At 46.0% G+C, this 16563-nt stretch carries 14 protein-coding genes; 10 read left to right on the forward strand and 4 right to left on the reverse strand.

Annotated elements, in window-relative coordinates; genetic code table 11:
* The first annotated feature begins 24 nt into the window (after window positions 1-24).
* From epmA to ACFI6L_RS00425, 4 genes are all read left to right on the forward strand, one after another.
* A complete protein-coding gene (epmA, locus tag ACFI6L_RS00410; protein ID WP_462573205.1) occupies window positions 25-993 on the forward strand; it encodes an elongation factor P--(R)-beta-lysine ligase in 969 nt (322 codons plus the stop codon).
* Between the two features lie 172 nt (window positions 994-1165).
* Window positions 1166-3676 (forward strand): TonB-dependent receptor, encoded by a 2511-nt coding sequence (locus ACFI6L_RS00415; RefSeq protein ID WP_462573206.1) that lies wholly within the window; start codon window positions 1166-1168, stop codon window positions 3674-3676.
* A 168-nt stretch (window positions 3677-3844) separates the two neighbouring features.
* Window positions 3845-4462, forward strand: a complete 618-nt coding sequence (locus ACFI6L_RS00420; protein WP_075175953.1) for a gamma-glutamylcyclotransferase — start codon at window positions 3845-3847, stop codon at window positions 4460-4462.
* A gap of 99 nt (window positions 4463-4561) precedes the next feature.
* Window positions 4562-5080, forward strand: a complete 519-nt coding sequence (locus ACFI6L_RS00425; RefSeq protein ID WP_462573207.1) for a GNAT family N-acetyltransferase — start codon at window positions 4562-4564, stop codon at window positions 5078-5080.
* 37 nt (window positions 5081-5117) lie between these two features.
* Here ACFI6L_RS00425 and ACFI6L_RS00430 read toward each other — a convergent pair whose 3' ends face one another.
* Both ACFI6L_RS00430 and ACFI6L_RS00435 read right to left on the reverse strand, forming a co-directional pair.
* Complete coding sequence (locus tag ACFI6L_RS00430; RefSeq protein ID WP_014975652.1) at window positions 5118-5726, reverse strand: peptidylprolyl isomerase; 609 nt, start codon at window positions 5724-5726, stop codon at window positions 5118-5120.
* A 49-nt stretch (window positions 5727-5775) separates the two neighbouring features.
* Window positions 5776-7008, reverse strand: a complete 1233-nt coding sequence (locus tag ACFI6L_RS00435) for a methyltransferase (protein WP_239260626.1) — start codon at window positions 7006-7008, stop codon at window positions 5776-5778.
* 317 nt (window positions 7009-7325) lie between these two features.
* On the opposite strand from ACFI6L_RS00435, the gene ACFI6L_RS00440 reads away from it, so the two are divergent.
* Genes ACFI6L_RS00440 through ACFI6L_RS00455 form a run of 4 tightly spaced genes read left to right on the forward strand, consistent with a single transcriptional unit; the run spans window position 7326 to window position 9664 of the window.
* Window positions 7326-7967 carry an alpha-ketoglutarate-dependent dioxygenase AlkB family protein gene (locus ACFI6L_RS00440; protein ID WP_039224473.1) on the forward strand — a complete coding sequence of 214 codons (642 nt, stop codon included), beginning with the start codon at window positions 7326-7328 and terminating at the stop codon, window positions 7965-7967.
* 5 nt (window positions 7968-7972) lie between these two features.
* The gene (locus tag ACFI6L_RS00445; protein WP_462573208.1) at window positions 7973-8293 is read left to right on the forward strand and encodes a BolA family protein; all 321 of its coding nucleotides are present in this window, start codon (window positions 7973-7975) and stop codon (window positions 8291-8293) included.
* A 31-nt stretch (window positions 8294-8324) separates the two neighbouring features.
* Window positions 8325-9017: a phosphatase PAP2 family protein gene (locus tag ACFI6L_RS00450; RefSeq protein WP_462573209.1), complete on the forward strand. Its 693-nt coding sequence runs from the start codon at window positions 8325-8327 to the stop codon at window positions 9015-9017.
* Between the two features lie 2 nt (window positions 9018-9019).
* Complete coding sequence (locus ACFI6L_RS00455; protein ID WP_014978292.1) at window positions 9020-9664, forward strand: nucleotidyltransferase family protein; 645 nt, start codon at window positions 9020-9022, stop codon at window positions 9662-9664.
* A 48-nt stretch (window positions 9665-9712) separates the two neighbouring features.
* Here the strand turns inward: ACFI6L_RS00455 and ACFI6L_RS00460 are convergent, their stop codons facing one another.
* Both ACFI6L_RS00460 and ACFI6L_RS00465 read right to left on the reverse strand, forming a co-directional pair.
* Window positions 9713-11053 carry a nitrate regulatory protein gene (locus tag ACFI6L_RS00460; RefSeq protein WP_014975658.1) on the reverse strand — a complete coding sequence of 447 codons (1341 nt, stop codon included), beginning with the start codon at window positions 11051-11053 and terminating at the stop codon, window positions 9713-9715.
* Window positions 11054-11397: 344 nt separating this feature from the next.
* A complete protein-coding gene (locus ACFI6L_RS00465; protein WP_014948232.1) occupies window positions 11398-11685 on the reverse strand; it encodes a hypothetical protein in 288 nt (95 codons plus the stop codon).
* 434 nt (window positions 11686-12119) lie between these two features.
* On the opposite strand from ACFI6L_RS00465, the gene ACFI6L_RS00470 reads away from it, so the two are divergent.
* Together ACFI6L_RS00470 and nirB are read left to right on the forward strand one after the other, a co-directional pair.
* Window positions 12120-13685 (forward strand): SulP family inorganic anion transporter, encoded by a 1566-nt coding sequence (locus tag ACFI6L_RS00470; RefSeq protein ID WP_014978293.1) that lies wholly within the window; start codon window positions 12120-12122, stop codon window positions 13683-13685.
* 311 nt (window positions 13686-13996) lie between these two features.
* Window positions 13997-16546, forward strand: coding sequence for a nitrite reductase large subunit NirB (nirB, locus tag ACFI6L_RS00475; protein WP_462573210.1), 2550 nt, complete (start codon window positions 13997-13999; stop codon window positions 16544-16546).
* Window positions 16547-16563: the final 17 nt, after the last annotated feature.

Genomic DNA, 16563 nt, shown 5'->3' on the forward strand with positions numbered 1-16563 from the left:
GCTATTCTTCTTAGGTTTGGACACATGCAATCTTGGCAGCCTACTACCACTCATGAAGCGCGTGTTGCGCGAGCAGAATTACTCAGAACAATACGTGATTTTTTTTACGCACGAAACGTTCTAGAGGTAGATACGCCTTTACTTTCAAACGGTACGGTTACCGATGAGCATTTAGACGCGTTCGATACACAGTTCAATTTTGCATCGTCGGGGAAACCAGCTAAGCTGTATCTTCAAACGTCACCTGAATATGCCATGAAGCGGTTACTATGCGCTGACAGCGGTAGTATTTATCAAGTGTGTAAAGCGTTTCGCCATGAAGGGGAGGGCCGCTGGCACAACCCTGAGTTTACCATGCTAGAGTGGTACCGCTTAGATTTTGACCATTTTGCGCTAATGGACGAGGTTGACGCCTTGCTGCAAGAAACCTTAAACACAGCTTCGGCTGATAAGATGACGTATCAGCAAGCTTTTCAAACCTATTTAAATATTGACCCGTTAAGTTCTGATAACGACGTTTTGTTAAAGGCAATGGAAGAGCAGAACATAGATATTCATGCGCCGCAAAATCTAAGTTATGACAGCAAGTTACAACTGTTATTCAGCTATGTAATCGAACCTAAAATCGGTAACGAAAAACCGTGCTTCATCTACGATTTCCCTGCTTCTCAGGCGGCGCTTGCCAAACTAAGCCCAGTTGATGAACGGGTTGCCGAACGCTTTGAGGTGTATTACCAAGGCGCTGAACTTGCTAACGGTTTTCATGAGTTAAGTGCAGCAAAAGAGCAGCGGCTGCGCTTTGAAACGGATAACAGAAAGCGCGAAGAACATGGCCTTCCCACTAAGCCCATTGATGAAAACTTTCTAAGTGCGCTTGACGCAGGTTTGCCACCGTGTGCGGGTGTGGCGCTGGGCATCGATCGTTTGCTTATGCTTAAAACCAATGCAAAACACATTCAAGAAGTGATCAACTTCACGGTAAGCAGAGCTTAGAGACTTTTAATGAGCAGAAAAGCGAAGGCTTTGCACCTAAATAGTTACAAAACATTAAATTAGTTTAGATAAGGGGTAACTTACATTGGCCTGCGGTTGACATGAGCACGGCAATGCTGAAAAATGTTATAACATCACTAGATAATGTTATAACATCCTCAGAGGAATACCCATGAAAATGCGTTCGCTGCTAAGTTTGTCCATAGCAGGGCTGTTAAGTGCGCCTGTGTATGCCACCACAGTAACGGGAAAAGTCACCGACACGGCAGGGCAACCTGTTGCAGGGGCTGAAGTAAAGATTGAAGGCAGCCGCCGTGTAGCATACACCGATGCAAATGGTATTTACCGTTTTGACGATGTAAAGCAGCCACATATTCATTTACATGTTTATTCTTCAAACTACATTCATGGTGATAACGACTTAGGCGACGTAAATACGGATCAAAATGTAGATTTCGTTTTAAAGCCTGCATCCGTCGAAAATATCGTGGTTACCGCCAATGCGCTTCAATCATCAGTACTGGAATCTGTTACGCCAGTGACCGTAATTGGTGCTGAAAAATTACGTAAAATAGAAGCACCAACCTTAGGGGAAACCCTAAAAAACGCGCCTGGTGTGCACAGCACTTATTTTGGCCCGGTTTCAAGCAGCCCAGTTATTCGCGGTAACGATGGCCCGCGTGTCAAGATTGTTCAAAACGGTTTGGATGTATCTGATGTATCTCGAGTAGGTCCAGATCACAATGTCGCCACCACACTCTCAAGTGCAACGCAGGTGGAAGTACTTCGCGGTCCTGCGACGCTTCAATACGGCAGTGGCGCTATTGGTGGTGTGGTTAACGTGGTTGACAAACGTATTCCTCAGTATCAGATAGACGGCGTAGAAGGCGAAGCTGAAACTAGCTACAGCACAGTGAATAACGGCTCGTATACCCGTGCAGATGTAACGGGTGGCAGTGGCAATATTGTATGGCATGTCGACGGGTTTTATCGCGATACAGACAACGCGGATATTCCGGGCTTTGCGTCTATCGAACCCGATGAAGATGAACCAAACGGTGTCCTAGAAAGCAGCGCAATGGAGACGCGTAACGTCGTTGCAGGTTTATCTTACGTGGCTGAAGAAGGCTACTTCGGTTTTGCTGTTGAACAACTCGACAATAAATATGGCGTACCTGGCCATAGTCATGCTCATGGTGAGGAAGAGCACGATGAAGAGCATGAGGGCGAAGACCACGACCTTGAAGAACATGATCATGAAGAACACGCTGAAGAAGGCGTGTTACTTGATATAGATATGACCCGTTATCAAGCAGCCGGTGAGTGGCACTCTCCAGTACGTGGACTTACAAACCTTAAGTTTGCCGCAGCCTACACCGATTACGAACATGCTGAAATTGAAGACGGTGAACCAGGTACTGTATTTACTAATGAGTCGAGCGATATCCGTCTTTCTGCTTACCACGAAGAAGTGAACGGCTGGCACGGCGTATTCGGGCTACAGTTTAATCATAGTGACTACAATGCCGTGGGCGAAGAAGCCTTTACCCCCGCTAATACCACATCGAGCTACGCACTTTATGTTATAGAACAAAAGAAAGTAGGTGATGTAACCTTTGAGCTTGGTGGCCGACTAGAGCGAACGACTTTGGATGCTGACGCAAGCGAAGTAGAACTTGACGTTTTACATGAAGAACATGATGAGCATGAAGGTGAGGAGCACGAAGGCGAAGAGCACGATGAAGAGCATGAGGGTGAAGAACATGAAGAGCACGCTGTTGCTTTCAACTTCCCTGATTATGACTTCACCAGCCTGTCGCTTTCAGCGGGCGCTAACTGGGAATACCAGGAAGGTCACTCTATTGCAGTGACTTTATCACGCAGCGAACGCGCGCCTAGCCAGCAAGAACTCTTTTCTGCAGGCCAGCATTTAGCAACCCAAAGCTACGAAGTGGGTTTAGTATTTGATATGGATGAAGAAGGCCATATCGAAGAAACACTTAAAGGCGTAAAAGAAGAAGTTAGTACCAACCTAGATATTACTTTCCGTAAATTTACCGGTAGCTGGGGCTATAGTGCGTCTTTCTTCTACAATCAGGCAGATGACTATATCTTCCAAACAAGCACAGGCTTAATTGCGCTCAGCGAGCACGAAGAACACGATGAGCACGAAGAGGAAGGATTAGAAAGTGAGCACGAAGAACTTGGACATGATGAACACGGCGATGAAGAAGGCTTGCCAATTTATTATTTCCAACAGGCTGACGCAGACATCTGGGGCTTCGAAGCAGAAACTTACGTTGATTTATCAGACACGCTACGCTTAACCGTATTTGGTGACTATATCCGCGCAGAAATAGAAGACGACAACCTTCCGCGCACGCCGCCTATGCGCTTTGGTAGTGAATTAAGCTACGTGAACGATGGTTTAAGTGCTGACGTGGGCTTTACGTGGTACGACGACCAAAATGAAGTTGCGTCATTTGAGACTGCAACCGACGGCTACACCTTGGTTAATGCAAGCGTGCAATATGAGTTTGGCACGCAGGGCATTGACTGGGTAGTGTTTGCGCGCGGTGAAAACCTAACTGACGAGGAAGCCCGTGTTCATACATCTTTCTTAAAAGACCAAGCACCGCTTCCAGGTAGAAACTTTACTATGGGTGTGAGAGCGTTGTTTTAATTAAACAACTCCACTGCGGTATACAAGGCGATGTATTGGGGCTCTCAGTACATCGCCTTTTTTATACTAGGGGAAAGTGGTCAGTACGATTTTTTCCAGTTGAATAAACTGCAAAGATAAACATGCTTAAGATGGTAAACGTCGAGCGGTTGTGAAGTAGAGGTGAAAATGAATGACATAGCGAATTGGTTAAGTACGCAAACCGAAAAACACATGGTGTTAGGTTATGGAAGCTTACTTAGCAAAGACAGCCGAGAGCGCTACTCCAACATTTTTACACCAGGGATCCCTGTGACGGTTTCTGGCTTCGAAAGGGCATGGGTGACGCGAAGTCTTCATGAAAAGCAGACTTACGTTGGCGCCGTGGCTAATGCGCATAGCAAATTAAACGCCCAGCTTATCCCAACACAAATTAACCCTGCCTTACAGGAGAGAGAAAAAGACTATCGGTTTGTCGAAGTAAGCGCTAAAGCACTCAACTTTCATCAACACAAGGGTTCTGCGTCTCTAGACGATGTGCTTGCACAATTTACCTTTTGGATTTGCGAAACACTCGACTGTACACAGGCAAATGACGCCTATCCCGTACATCAAACGTACGTAGATACATGCTTGAGTGGATGCTTAGAGCACGGTGGTATAGAGGAAGCCGAGCGATTTATCGTCCATACATCGTTGTGGGAGCACCCAAGAGTAAACGACAGAGCGAACCCGAAGTACCCCCGCGCGGCAGTGGTCAACCCAGACCACTTTGAGCACATAGACAGGCTTCTATCAAAGAGATAGTGTTTGCCTTAGGTCTTACTTCTAGTTATACGTTCAAATGTAGAGGTACAAAAGCGAGTACTACATGCGCGTCATAAAAACTTTGCTAAAAGGATTAGTGTGAACACAAACACCGCTATTTTTACAAACGATAAAATAACGCTACGGCCGCTTACTTTTGATGATAAACACTGGGTACTTGCGCTGCAGCAGGACCCGCTATGGCTTAGATACATTGGAAGTAAAAATGTCGATACAGTAGACGATGCGTGTGACTACATTGGCAAAACAAATGCGCAGCGCGAAGAGTGGGGGTATGGCCTGCTGGCTGTCGAATTAACCGAAACCAAACAACCGTTAGGGATTTGTGGTCTCTTCAATCGCTTTGCATTTGAATGTCCAGATTTAGGCTTTGCCATGCTGCCTGAAGCAAGAGGCAAGGGTATATGTTATGAGGCATGTCAGTGTGTTATAGCGTGGTCTGCCTCTAAGGGCTATCGTTTTTTAACAGCCATGACGCACCCAGAAAATATGGCGTCGCAGAAGCTTTTACAGCGCTTAGGATTTAACAAGCAGGGCTTTTACTTCGACAAAACGTTCCCAAAACAGCATTTGTTCAGGTTGGAATTACAGCCATAAAGCATTGCTCTTTATGACTGTTTGTATCTGTTAATCGCTATAAGGGCGGTAACACGGTCATCTTTTTAATAATGATCGGCTCAATGGGTACGTTATTCGCGTTAAGGCGAATCGAATATTCAGTTTCTACTTCCGACATGGCATCAACAATATCTTCGCCTTCAACAATTACGCCAAAAACCGCGTAGCCCCAGTCTCTTCCGGGGTTTAAGCTGCTGTTGTCATTCACGTTGAAGAAAAATTGTCGGTTTGCGGTATGCGGGTCACCTTGTCTTGCCATTGCAATAGTGTGCAGGTCGTTAGTCAAACCGTTACCAGACTCATTGAAGATATCTGGAAAGTTCGACTTGCCGTTGAAGTCTGCCGTATAACCACCACCTTGCACAACAAAACCAGGCACGATGCGGTGAAAAATGGTGTCTTCGTAGGCGCGCTTATCAACATAACGAAGAAAGTTATTTACGGTAATTGGCGCACGTCTTCTGTCCAGTTCAACCACAATATCGCCCATGGTGGTTTCTATTTTCACCCGAGGGTAATAGTTATCTGGCTGAACCTGAGACCCATCGTCTTTCTTGGCCATAACGGGTGAACTGCTGCCTATTAGCATGATGGCGGTCAGCAGTGATAAAAGTATTTTCTTCATAAAAATGCCTTTAAATGTTTTCCTTAATTCGCGCATGTTTTTTGATCGCTTATCGTTTTGCAGTGCCTAAGATAACGAACTTTTTGTCACTCGCAAGTACCTTAGCGCCACCAAACAACTTTTTAAGTTTAATGTGATAGTCGAGGTGTCGGTTACCAACCACCACTAAGTGACCGCTTTTAATAAGTACGTCCCGGGAATCAGTGAACATTTGCCATGCAATATGGTCAGTGATTGCGTTTTGTTGATGAAACGGTGGGTTACACAGAATTTTGGTAACAGCAGGTTTATTCTCTCTATTGATTAATGTTTCAAGGCAATTACTTGCAACAAACTCACATTGATCAATTTTATCCGGGAAGTTGTTGAGCACATTGAGTCTGGCACTTTCTAATGCCATATAGGACTCATCCACAAATATTACTTTGGCATCAGGGGCAAGAGAAAGGGCATTAACCCCCAGTACTCCGTTGCCGCAGCCTAAATCTACCACCACATCATTAGCGCTCACCGTCATATGTTCAAGCATAATGCGAGCGCCTATATCTAATGACTGTCGGGAAAACGTATTCGCCAGATTGTCTATAGTTAACGCCGTTCCCATCGTACTTTTACACTGCCAGCGCGTCGGATAGGGCGAGTCAGATAGTTTTATTGACTCACGAGGCGAAGCGAACACAAGCCGCGATTTCTTCTTGGCAAGGGACGTGGTGGTGGGGCCAATATATCGTTCAAATAGGTTGAGTACGGATTTTGTGATGGTCTTCACTTTACCGGTTGCGATAACACGCGTGTCAGGTGTTATATATTTTTGTAAATCAATAAGCTGCTGTTCAAGAAGTGCAAGGGCGCGGGGGACCTTCAGCACAACAAGACTCGGCGCCTTTTCTGGCTTAAACGTTAAGCTTTGCACGCTAGTCAAGGTTTTCAGCGGCGCGGTTAGCAGGCCGTTTTTATTGCTCGTTTCTGCGTTACCCAGTAAATGATTGGCTTTTAAATTCTCAGAGAGTGATCGCAAAGATATGTAGGAGTCAGATACCCAGTAAGGTGCTAAGTGCGAAAACCAACAACCTAACGCGCCGAAATCGTCGTTAAAAATCATCATTGAGCCATCATTGTCACCACTGCCAATTGAAAGCGACGCTTCACTTAATAAGTTCTCAATGTGCTCAATAACGAGTTCATCAGCGCTATCCCATGCTTGAAGGCTTATGTGCTGGTGCTTTTCAGGGTAGCGAATAAGCGAAAATTGTCGGTCGGCAAAAATAAATTCTGTATTCATTGGAGTCTGTTTTCAGAGATGGCTCAAAGCACTCACATACTTTTGGGAATGCCTATTTGGTTTATGTACGCGCTGCCTATCTTATCATATCAGCCACGCGGCTCTAACCAATAACGTGTCATTCTTATGCCGTGCAATGTTGATGGTGACAATGTAATGGTGAAAGAATCACTTTTATAGCTCGCAGAAAAATCCACATTAGCAATGCATGCGTAATTAAGGTGTAATTAGGGGAACTTCAAAGGTGTGTTTAAGCACTTTTGAGATCAAGTGCCCATAGCCAAAATTAAAAATCACCGGAAATATCATAGTTACGCATGCAGTTTTCTCTTTTCGAGACCCCAGAAAATAATAGCTCATCTCATAAGCTCCCGCTGTCAGAGGGCGATGTCACTTATTTTCCTCACGCGCTATCAAAAAATGATGCAGATACTTTTTTTGAGTTACTGAAGGCCGAGTTACCCTGGCGTCAGGACTCGATCAGATTGTTTGGCAAGCCGGTAAAAATTCCCCGCCTTCAGAGCTGGCACGGCGATGACGATTGCACCTATACCTATTCGAATTTAACCATGTCGCCAAATCCGTGGACGAACAGCCTTTTAAGCATTAAGGATTGTTGTGAAGCGTTATGTGCTGCAACCCAAAATACAAAGTTCAACAGTGTGTTAGCGAATTGGTATCGTGACGGACAAGATAGCATGAGCTTTCATTCAGATGATGAGCCTGAGTTGGGTATAAACCCGGTTATTGCATCCGTCACCTTAGGTGAAGCAAGGCCCTTTGTTTTTAAGCACAAAGAAACAAAGGAAAAGTATACACAGGTGCTTGAGCACGGCAGTGTATTAATTATGGCAGGAACAACACAAAGTCATTATGTGCACGGTATTGCGAAGACGGCTAAGCCTATCGGTGGTAGAATTAATCTAACATTCCGACATCTTATTCACAGAACAAGGTAAGCCAAATGCAAGTAAAAGCGTTTCTGGAAACTACGATTGAAGCTGCACTTAATCCGAGTTTTCTCGAGGTTGTAGATGAGAGTTTTATGCACAATGTTCCAGAAGGGGCTCAAAGTCATTTCAAAGTAACGGTAGTGAGTGATGCCTTCGAGGGCAAGCGCTTAATAGCGAGACACAGAGAGATTAACGGTCTTGCGGCTGAAGCGCTGCAGGGGCCTGTTCATGCGTTGGCACTTCACACGTATACGCCGACAGAGTGGGAAACTCGAGGTGGGCAATCTATGGTATCGCCAAACTGCCTAGGTGGTAGCAAGCACGACCAATAACGCTCTTTTTGTACTAAATGGAAGTAGATTTATGACAAGCAGTGAAACGAAAAACAGCGGCGCGCAAGCCTCTTACTTAGACATCTTTAAAACACCCTCTATTCAGGTGTTACTACTTGGCACCGGTTTTTTGCTTATGATGTTGTTTGTCTACATGGGCGTGCTGACTACGTTTGACGATGCGTTATTCAATGTAATTAGTGAAGCAGGCAATGTATCGGGTTGGAAAGAAGACGCGCTTCGCGATATCACCGCGTTAGGCAGTAATACGGCACTTATCTTTGTCACGATTTCAGTTGCCGGAGCCTTGGCGATGGCCGGTGAAAAGAAAAAGGCTCTGACTTTTTTGATTGCTGTTGCCGTGGGGATCGCAACGACTTTCTTACTCAAAGCTGGCATCGACAGGCCTCGTCCTCCGCTGCCCATGCAGGATGTAAGTGTGTATACACAAAGCTTCCCCTCTGCACATGCTACCTTATCTACGCTTGTTTATTTCTATATCGCCTATTTGTTAACGTACTTCACGCAAAACGCTTCAGTAAAAGTGTGGATCTACATGGCAGCCACCTTTCTTGTATTTTGTATTGGCTTAAGCCGCATTTTATTGGGCGTGCATTGGCCTAGCGACATTATTGCAGGGTGGTTTGCTGGTGGCAGTATGGCTGCCTTTTGCTTTTATATCATCAAGTGGAAACGCAAACTGCGTATAAAAGGCGAAGGTTAAACGTGCAAGATCTCAAACGGCTAGGCGACATTATTAAGCGGGATCCTTTTCGCATGCGTTGCCTTCGCGCTTTGAGAGCGCTCGATTTACCGCAAGGGTACATTGGTGCTGGATTTGTTCGAAATGCCATTTGGGATGAGTTACACGCAAGAGCGACACCAACTCCGCTTAACGATATTGATGTGATTTACTTTAGTGGTGAAATTAATCCGCCGCAAAGTGTTGCGAGTGCCGATAATACATTGGAATCAGTACCTCAACCGCAAGCTTACTCACCAAATTCTGCAGCTGCTAAACCAGGGCTGAAAGCACAAGAACAAGCCATAGAACGCGAGCTAGCGCGTATGGTTCCTCAAGCTAATTGGCAAGTTAAAAACCAAGCGCGTATGCACGTAGCTCACGAGCACGCTCCCTATCAAAATTGCCACGACGCTATTTCTTATTGGATAGAACGAGAAACCTGTGTTGCGGTTCGTCTTTTAGCCAATGATGATTTAGACATACTCGCGCCATTTGGCTTGGAAGCAAACTTCGCCGGCACCATAAGTATTAACCCAAAATATCCAAGGCCCGAAGTTTTTAAACAGCGACTAGCTTCTAAGAATTGGCTTACTGTTTGGCCTTTGTTGACTTTAGTTTCTCCTTAAGAGCTAGAACGCGCTTAATTAAACTAGAAGTGACTCAATTGAGAGTAGCTACCTTTGAGCAGTAGTCTTTGTTGTAATATTTACTATCTTAGCGGCAATAGCCGCTATGGTCGTATTTTCGCTCATAGCTTGTTTTTGCAGTCGACGATACGCGTTATTTTCGCTTAATCCGAATTGCTCCATTACTACCAGTTTTGCTCGCCCAATCAGTTTTTGTTCCTGTATTGCACGCTTGGCCTCTTCGAGCTCCCGACCCATATCTTCTATGTGTTGGGCCTGTGAACGCAGTAAATCATAAAAAGAGCGGTGAGCAGATAAAGTCTTCGTTTGCTCGTTAAGTGATAGCGTTTTGATTTCGTCTTCTTTGGTGTCTTCCGCGAGTCCAGGCATACTTGGATCGAACAATAAGGTGAGCGGTGAGCCATCAGTGGCGTGTTCATCATTGAAGCGCGTAAGCAACTGCTGATGATTGGCCATCTCATTTTTTGCATCGGCCACTTTACTGTTAGCTTGCTGAGTAAGGGCCTCAGTGAGCGCCACTTCGATAGTCTGCATTGCATCCATTCGACGTGTTGCTACATCAAACCAAACTTCCGATATTTCTCCGGCAATCGGACTGCCGTCACCAAGCTGTGCAATCATATTTCTAAGCTGTGTAATATCGATTGCAGCAGGGCTTTTGTTCAACGCGTCTAATGCATCTTTATGCGGCTTACAGCTAAACTCACAGAATATACTGAAGTGATGTTCTTGGGCATGCTGAAGCGCGGCCAGCTTTTCACAAAGGCGAACATCGAAATGAGTTTCTGCGAAACCAATAGCGCCCCACGCCCGCTCCTGCCCAGCGTATTCTTTTGCCTGCATAAAGTTGAACAGTGCAACCAATAAGCGAGTGATTGTTGGGTCGCTTGCAATATCTGCCGCTTCAAAAATAACCGTAAGTAAACTGGCAACTAGACGACTATATGCTCGTGTAGATTCCAGTGGTGTCAGAAGCTGCTTGCTTACTTGTTCTCTCAGTCTGGGCAGGTAGTCCGTCGCCTGCATAGCAAGTGTAATACTGCTCAACAACCGCGGGTTACCCGTGGTGATCTCATCTGTCAGGTAGAGAGATTTCAAGTGGCTTTTCAACATTGACTCCGCTTGCTCGCTAGCACTGACGTACTGCATTCGCTCAGCGGCATAACGCTCGCCTTTTGAAGCAAGAAAGATATTGCTGGCCCCACGCTCTTTTTGCAGTTCATGAATAAGTTCTCGAACGGCAATTACAATTCGACAATTACTAGATAGTTGCTCAAGCACGGTTATTTCGGCGTGCTTGGCCGCTAGCAAAAAGCGCTTAGTGGCGTCGCTACAAAGCGCAATGGTCTGTTCTGGTTCATGAAGCATGTTAAGGCCTGCTAATCTTCGGTACACACGTTTCGAATTTTCTATTGATGAGTGCATCTATTGGCGAAACGTTTTTTGAAACTCTTTGCTCTTAGCCCCCTGCACTCAGCAGAGCAATACGTGTACCAAGCAACACTTATGCCCTGTTTATTAGAATTAATGAAGATAAGCGTTAGAGTGAACAAAAACGCCCGGAGTGCTGACATTTCGCGGCATGTGGTTCAGCTGGAACTTTTATTTAAGGTGACTTTATAAGGGGGACGGGAAGGTTAGCGGCGTTAAGAGGGAAGAAAGCTGCGCCAAAATGGTGCAGCTTCGCAAAAGGTGTGGTTTTGCTATCCAGATTAGTTTCTGACTACGCGAAGAAACCAACCTACAAACAGTGAAATTAAGAAACCGAAGAAGGCAATCATTGTGGTGATAGTTAACATTTGCCCAGAAAAGTCAGCATTCTCGCCAGTGTGCTCGCTAACCAGCATTCCTGATGCTTTAAAGATGAACAATGCTGCTACAGAAAATAGTAAAATAACGGCGGTCGACATGATAGTGGCTTTCCAATAAGCCTTCGGCGACATCCAATGAATAGCGCCTGCCACTAGCACGCACAAAATAGTCAGAATATAAGGTACCACTTTAACTCCTCGTTGAATAAGACTTGTGCCTTATTGCGACGTCTTACCGTAGCCCCGTATTAGAAATCGAAGCGCATTGAACGACGCGGTTAATAAAAACCATTATACGATGCCATGTACGATGCAATTTGTCAGCATTCGCTATTAAATTAAGCCCTGAGACCGAACATGAAAAATTGACAAGCTCACAGCATTAGGAAAGGGGCAAAGAGCCCTGCGCTTATCACGTAAGTGCCAAGTAGTTCGGACTGGGGCCTGTTGATCTTTGCTGCACATCAACGTTCAACAGGCCCTAGTAACAATCTATTAAAAGATTTTGCGCTACAATGGTGATAGAATCGCCGAAAAAATCTCCTACCTACTTGGTGTTCTGCTTTAACGCGGTGTACGCCATGGTGGGTTGTTGTGTTTAACATCTTAGCTTCTGAGAGAACATGTTCGATTTAATTACCAGTAAAGACAGCAACGTTAAAAACGACGTGCTATCAGGTATTACCGTGGCGCTTGCCTTGGTCCCTGAAGCCGTTGCATTCGCATTTGTGGCCGGCGTAGAACCAATGATTGGTCTTTATGCGGCTTTCATGATGGGCTTAATCACTTCCGCTATTGGTGGCCGACCAGGAATGATTTCTGGTGCTACCGGCGCCATGGCCGTTGTAATGGTGGCACTGGTTGCCCAACACGGCGTGCAGTATTTATTTGCCGCGGTTATTTTGGCTGGTTTACTGCAAATAATGTGCGGTATTTTCAAGCTCGGAAAGTTTATACGTCTGGTCCCATATCCGGTAATGCTAGGCTTCGTAAATGGTTTGGCAATTGTTATTTTCTTGGCGCAATTAGGCCAGTTCAAAGTGACCAACGCAGCGGGTGAATTACAGTGGATGGAAGGTACGCTGTTATATTGGATGCTAGGGCTTGTGGCGCTAACCATGGCCATTATCTATTTATTGCCAAAGCTAACCAAAGCTGTACCGGCGTCGCTGGTTGCGATTGTTACGGTAACCTTGTTAGTACACGGTCTTGACCTTGAAGCGCGCACTGTAATCGACTTTGTTCGCGATTTGCTACCAGCTGACCAGCGCGATACCGCGACGCTAGCGGGTGAACTTCCTAGCTTCGCTATTCCTATGGTGCCGTTTACCTGGGAAACCTTCATGATCATTTTGCCTACCTCAGTCATTCTTTGTTTGGTTGGCTTAATTGAGTCGCTTCTTACCCTTTCATTAATTGATGAAATGACGGACACCCGCGGACGCGGCAACAAAGAGTGCGTTGGCCAAGGCGTTGCAAATACAGTTAACGGTTTCTTTGGCGGTATGGGCGGTTGTGCCATGATTGGTCAAAGTATGATTAACATAAACTCTGGTGGCCGTGGCCGCTTGTCTGGTATCACCGCGGCGGTTGTATTATTAGGCTTTATTCTATTTGCTGCTCCGCTAATTGAAATGATTCCTCTTGCTGCCCTTGTTGGCGTTATGTTCGTGGTGGTTATTGCTACATTTGAGTGGGCGTCATTCAGAATTATTCGCGGCGTAAACAAAGAAGATGCGTTCGTACTTTTCCTAGTAACAGGCGTTACCGTTATCGCTGACCTGGCTATTGCGGTTGTGGTGGGTGTTATCGTTTCAGCACTGGTGTTTGCATGGAAACACGCTCGTCATATTGAAGCGAGATCCCATATCGATAACGACGGTTGGAAAGTCTATGAGCTAGACGGCCCGCTGTTCTTTGGCTCGGTATCACATTTCAAAGACCTGTTTGATATCGCCAACGACCCTAACGATGTAGTTATTGACTTTAAAGACTCTCGCATTTGGGATTCATCAGGTATCGATGCGCTAGATACCCTTGCTGACAAATACGAAGAGCAGGGTAAAAAGCTACACATTCGTCATATCAGTGATGAATGTCGCTCACTGCTTCGCAAGGCCGATAAGTTTGTTGAAATTAACGTGGTTGAAGACCCTCGCTACCGCGTAGCGACAGATAAGCTGGCCTAAGTTATTTGATAGCCTCAATGCACCAAGTGAACACAGTTTTGCGTTTGTTTGGTGCAGTCATGAAGTCTGAATAATGCTTATTTTGAAGTAAATTGAATAAAAACAATGAATTACGTTTTTGGCACTGAACTTGGATAACTATAAACGTAAAGTGTGTTTTGGTGATTTGTGTCAATCGCTGAAAATTGTGTGATTTATAACACTCCGTAAAATGTGTTAGCCGACCTAAACCGTTGGCAAAATAGGCAACGAAGCCCGCATCAACGAAAGTTGAAGCGGGCTTTTTTTTGTCCCGAAAAAAGGGGAATACCATGACTTCATTGGACTCAAAAACGCAAATTGTCGTCGTAGGCAACGGCATGGTGGGGCATCATTTTGTTGAGCAGCTTCACCAAAGCGATGCCAATGTAGAAATAACCGTTTTATGCGGCGAGTCACGCCTTGCGTACGACCGCGTTTATCTGTCGTCTTTTTTTAGCGGCGCGAGTGCTGATGACTTAGCGCTTACTACACCCGCTCAGTACGCCGAGTGGGGCGTAAACGTAGTTACCAATGCCTTGGTTACCGATATAGACCGTGACAATAATAAAGTGACGACTTCTGAAGGGCAGGTGTTTAGCTACGATAAGCTTGTGCTAGCTACGGGCTCATACCCATTTGTGCCACCCATTCCTGGCAACGATCAAGAGCATTGCTTGGTGTACCGCACTATAGACGATCTACTCGCTATTGAAGCATCAGCAGCGGTGAGCAAAGTAGGGGTTGTTGTTGGTGGTGGGCTGTTGGGTTTAGAAGCCGCTAACGCATTAAAACAAGCCGGTCTCGACACCCACGTGGTTGAGTTTGCCCCGCAGCTTATGGCGGTACAGCTAGACCAAGCAGGTGGTAACGTTCTTAAGGACAAAATTGAAGCATTGGGTGTTACGGTTCACACCCAAAAGGCAACGCAAACTATTGAGGCCGGTGATACCTGCCGCTATAAAATGGTGTTTGCTGACGGCACTGCACTAGAAACTGACATGATTTTATTTTCTGCTGGTATTCGACCTTCCGACCAGCTCGGCAGAAAGTCAGCGCTAACACTGGGTGAGCGCGGCGGTATTGTTATTGATAACCACTGCGTGACGTCTGACCCGAACATTTACGCTGTGGGTGAATGTGCGCTGTGGGATAACAAAATCTTTGGTCTTGTTGCACCTGGCTACACCATGGCACGCACGGCCGTAAGTCATATTACAGGTGGCGATGCCGAGTTCGCTGGCGCAGATATGAGCACTAAACTCAAGCTAATGGGCGTAGAAGTGGGCTCAATTGGCGATGCCCATGAACGCACAGACGGAGCGCTTAGCTACACGTACTTAAATCAGCCCGAGGGCGTGTATAAAAAGCTGGTGGTAGATAGCGAGCAAAAGTACGTGCTTGGTGCTGTACTCGTTGGCGATACCAGCGACTACGACACGCTCCTGCAGTATGCACTTAATAATATTGAATTACCTGAACACCCAGAAAGCCTAATTCTGCCGTCATCCGATGCCGCACCGGCGTTAGGTGCCGATGCACTACCAGACACCGCGTCTATTTGTTCATGCTTAAATGTGACTAAGGGCGACATTGTTTCAGCCATTGAAGGCGGCTGTTGTAGCGTTGGCGATGTAAAAGGTGAAACTAAGGCCAGTACAGGTTGTGGAGGCTGTGCCGCTCTACTTAAAAATGTGGTAGACAGCGAGCTTGAAAAGCGCGGTGTGGAAGTATCGAAAGCCATTTGTGAGCACTTCAATTACACCCGACAAGAACTGTTTCACATTGTTAAGGTAAACGGCATTCGCACCTTTGACGAGCTACTGGAGCAGCATGGTGAAGGTCTAGGGTGTGAAATTTGTAAGCCCGCTGTCGGCTCAATTTTAGCCTCGGTGTATAACGACTATATTCTTAAGGCTTCACATCTTCCTCTGCAAGACACCAACGATATCTACCTTGGCAACATGCAAAAAGATGGCACGTATTCCGTTGTACCGCGTGTACCTGGTGGCGAAATAACGCCTGAGAAGTTGATTCTGCTCGGCGAAGTGGCAAAAGAATACAACCTGTACACCAAGATCACAGGTGGTCAGCGCATTGATTTATTTGGTGCGCGCGTAGAGCACTTACCTGATATCTGGGAAAAACTGGTCGCTGGTGGTTTTGAAACCGGCCATGCTTACGCGAAGGCACTGCGTACTGTTAAATCCTGTGTGGGCAGCACTTGGTGCCGCTACGGTGTTCAGGATTCTGTTGGCACAGCCATTGACTTAGAGAACCGTTACAAAGGCTTACGTGCGCCGCATAAAATTAAATTTGCTGTCTCGGGGTGTACCCGTGAGTGCGCAGAAGCTCAAAGCAAAGACATCGGCGTTATTGCCACCGAGCAAGGTTGGAACCTGTATGTTTGCGGTAATGGCGGTATGAAGCCGCGACATGCAGACCTGTTTGCCACCGACCTAGATACCAAAACCCTTATTAAGTATATCGACCGCGTGCTGATGTTTTATGTGAAAACGGCTGACCGCTTACAGCGCACATCGGTGTGGATGGACAATATGGAAGGAGGCTTAGCTTACCTGCAAGACGTTGTGATAAACGATGCACTTGGCATTAATGGTGAGCTTGAAGCACAGATGGATGCTGTGGTTGATGCTTATCAGTGCGAATGGAAAACCACCATTGAAAACCCTGAGTCGCGCAAGCGTTTCCGTCAATTTGTAAACAGCGATGCTAGCGACACCAATATTCAGTTTGTTTCAGAGCGAGGCCAGGTTCGCCCAGCTACTGAAGCTGAAAAAGTAGCAGGTAAAGATCAGTTCATTCCTGTCTCTATGGTGTAGCCATTGGCTTATCAACC

The organism is Alteromonas sp. G4i35 (assembly GCF_054960375.1).

Bases quoted from the DNA above. Each gene is read 5' to 3' on its own strand.
- epmA (WP_462573205.1), top strand. From the start codon at position 25: ATGCAATCTTGGCAGCCTACTACCACTCATGAAGCGCGTGTTGCGCGA.
- ACFI6L_RS00415 (WP_462573206.1), top strand. From the start codon at position 1,166: ATGAAAATGCGTTCGCTGCTAAGTTTGTCCATAGCAGGGCTGTTAAGT.
- ACFI6L_RS00420 (WP_075175953.1), top strand. From the start codon at position 3,845: ATGAATGACATAGCGAATTGGTTAAGTACGCAAACCGAAAAACACATG.
- ACFI6L_RS00430 (WP_014975652.1), bottom strand. From the start codon at position 5,726: ATGAAGAAAATACTTTTATCACTGCTGACCGCCATCATGCTAATAGGC.
- ACFI6L_RS00435 (WP_239260626.1), bottom strand. From the start codon at position 7,008: ATGAATACAGAATTTATTTTTGCCGACCGACAATTTTCGCTTATTCGC.
- ACFI6L_RS00440 (WP_039224473.1), top strand. From the start codon at position 7,326: ATGCAGTTTTCTCTTTTCGAGACCCCAGAAAATAATAGCTCATCTCAT.
- ACFI6L_RS00445 (WP_462573208.1), top strand. From the start codon at position 7,973: ATGCAAGTAAAAGCGTTTCTGGAAACTACGATTGAAGCTGCACTTAAT.
- ACFI6L_RS00450 (WP_462573209.1), top strand. From the start codon at position 8,325: ATGACAAGCAGTGAAACGAAAAACAGCGGCGCGCAAGCCTCTTACTTA.
- ACFI6L_RS00460 (WP_014975658.1), bottom strand. From the start codon at position 11,053: ATGCTTCATGAACCAGAACAGACCATTGCGCTTTGTAGCGACGCCACT.
- ACFI6L_RS00470 (WP_014978293.1), top strand. From the start codon at position 12,120: ATGTTCGATTTAATTACCAGTAAAGACAGCAACGTTAAAAACGACGTG.
- nirB (WP_462573210.1), top strand. From the start codon at position 13,997: ATGACTTCATTGGACTCAAAAACGCAAATTGTCGTCGTAGGCAACGGC.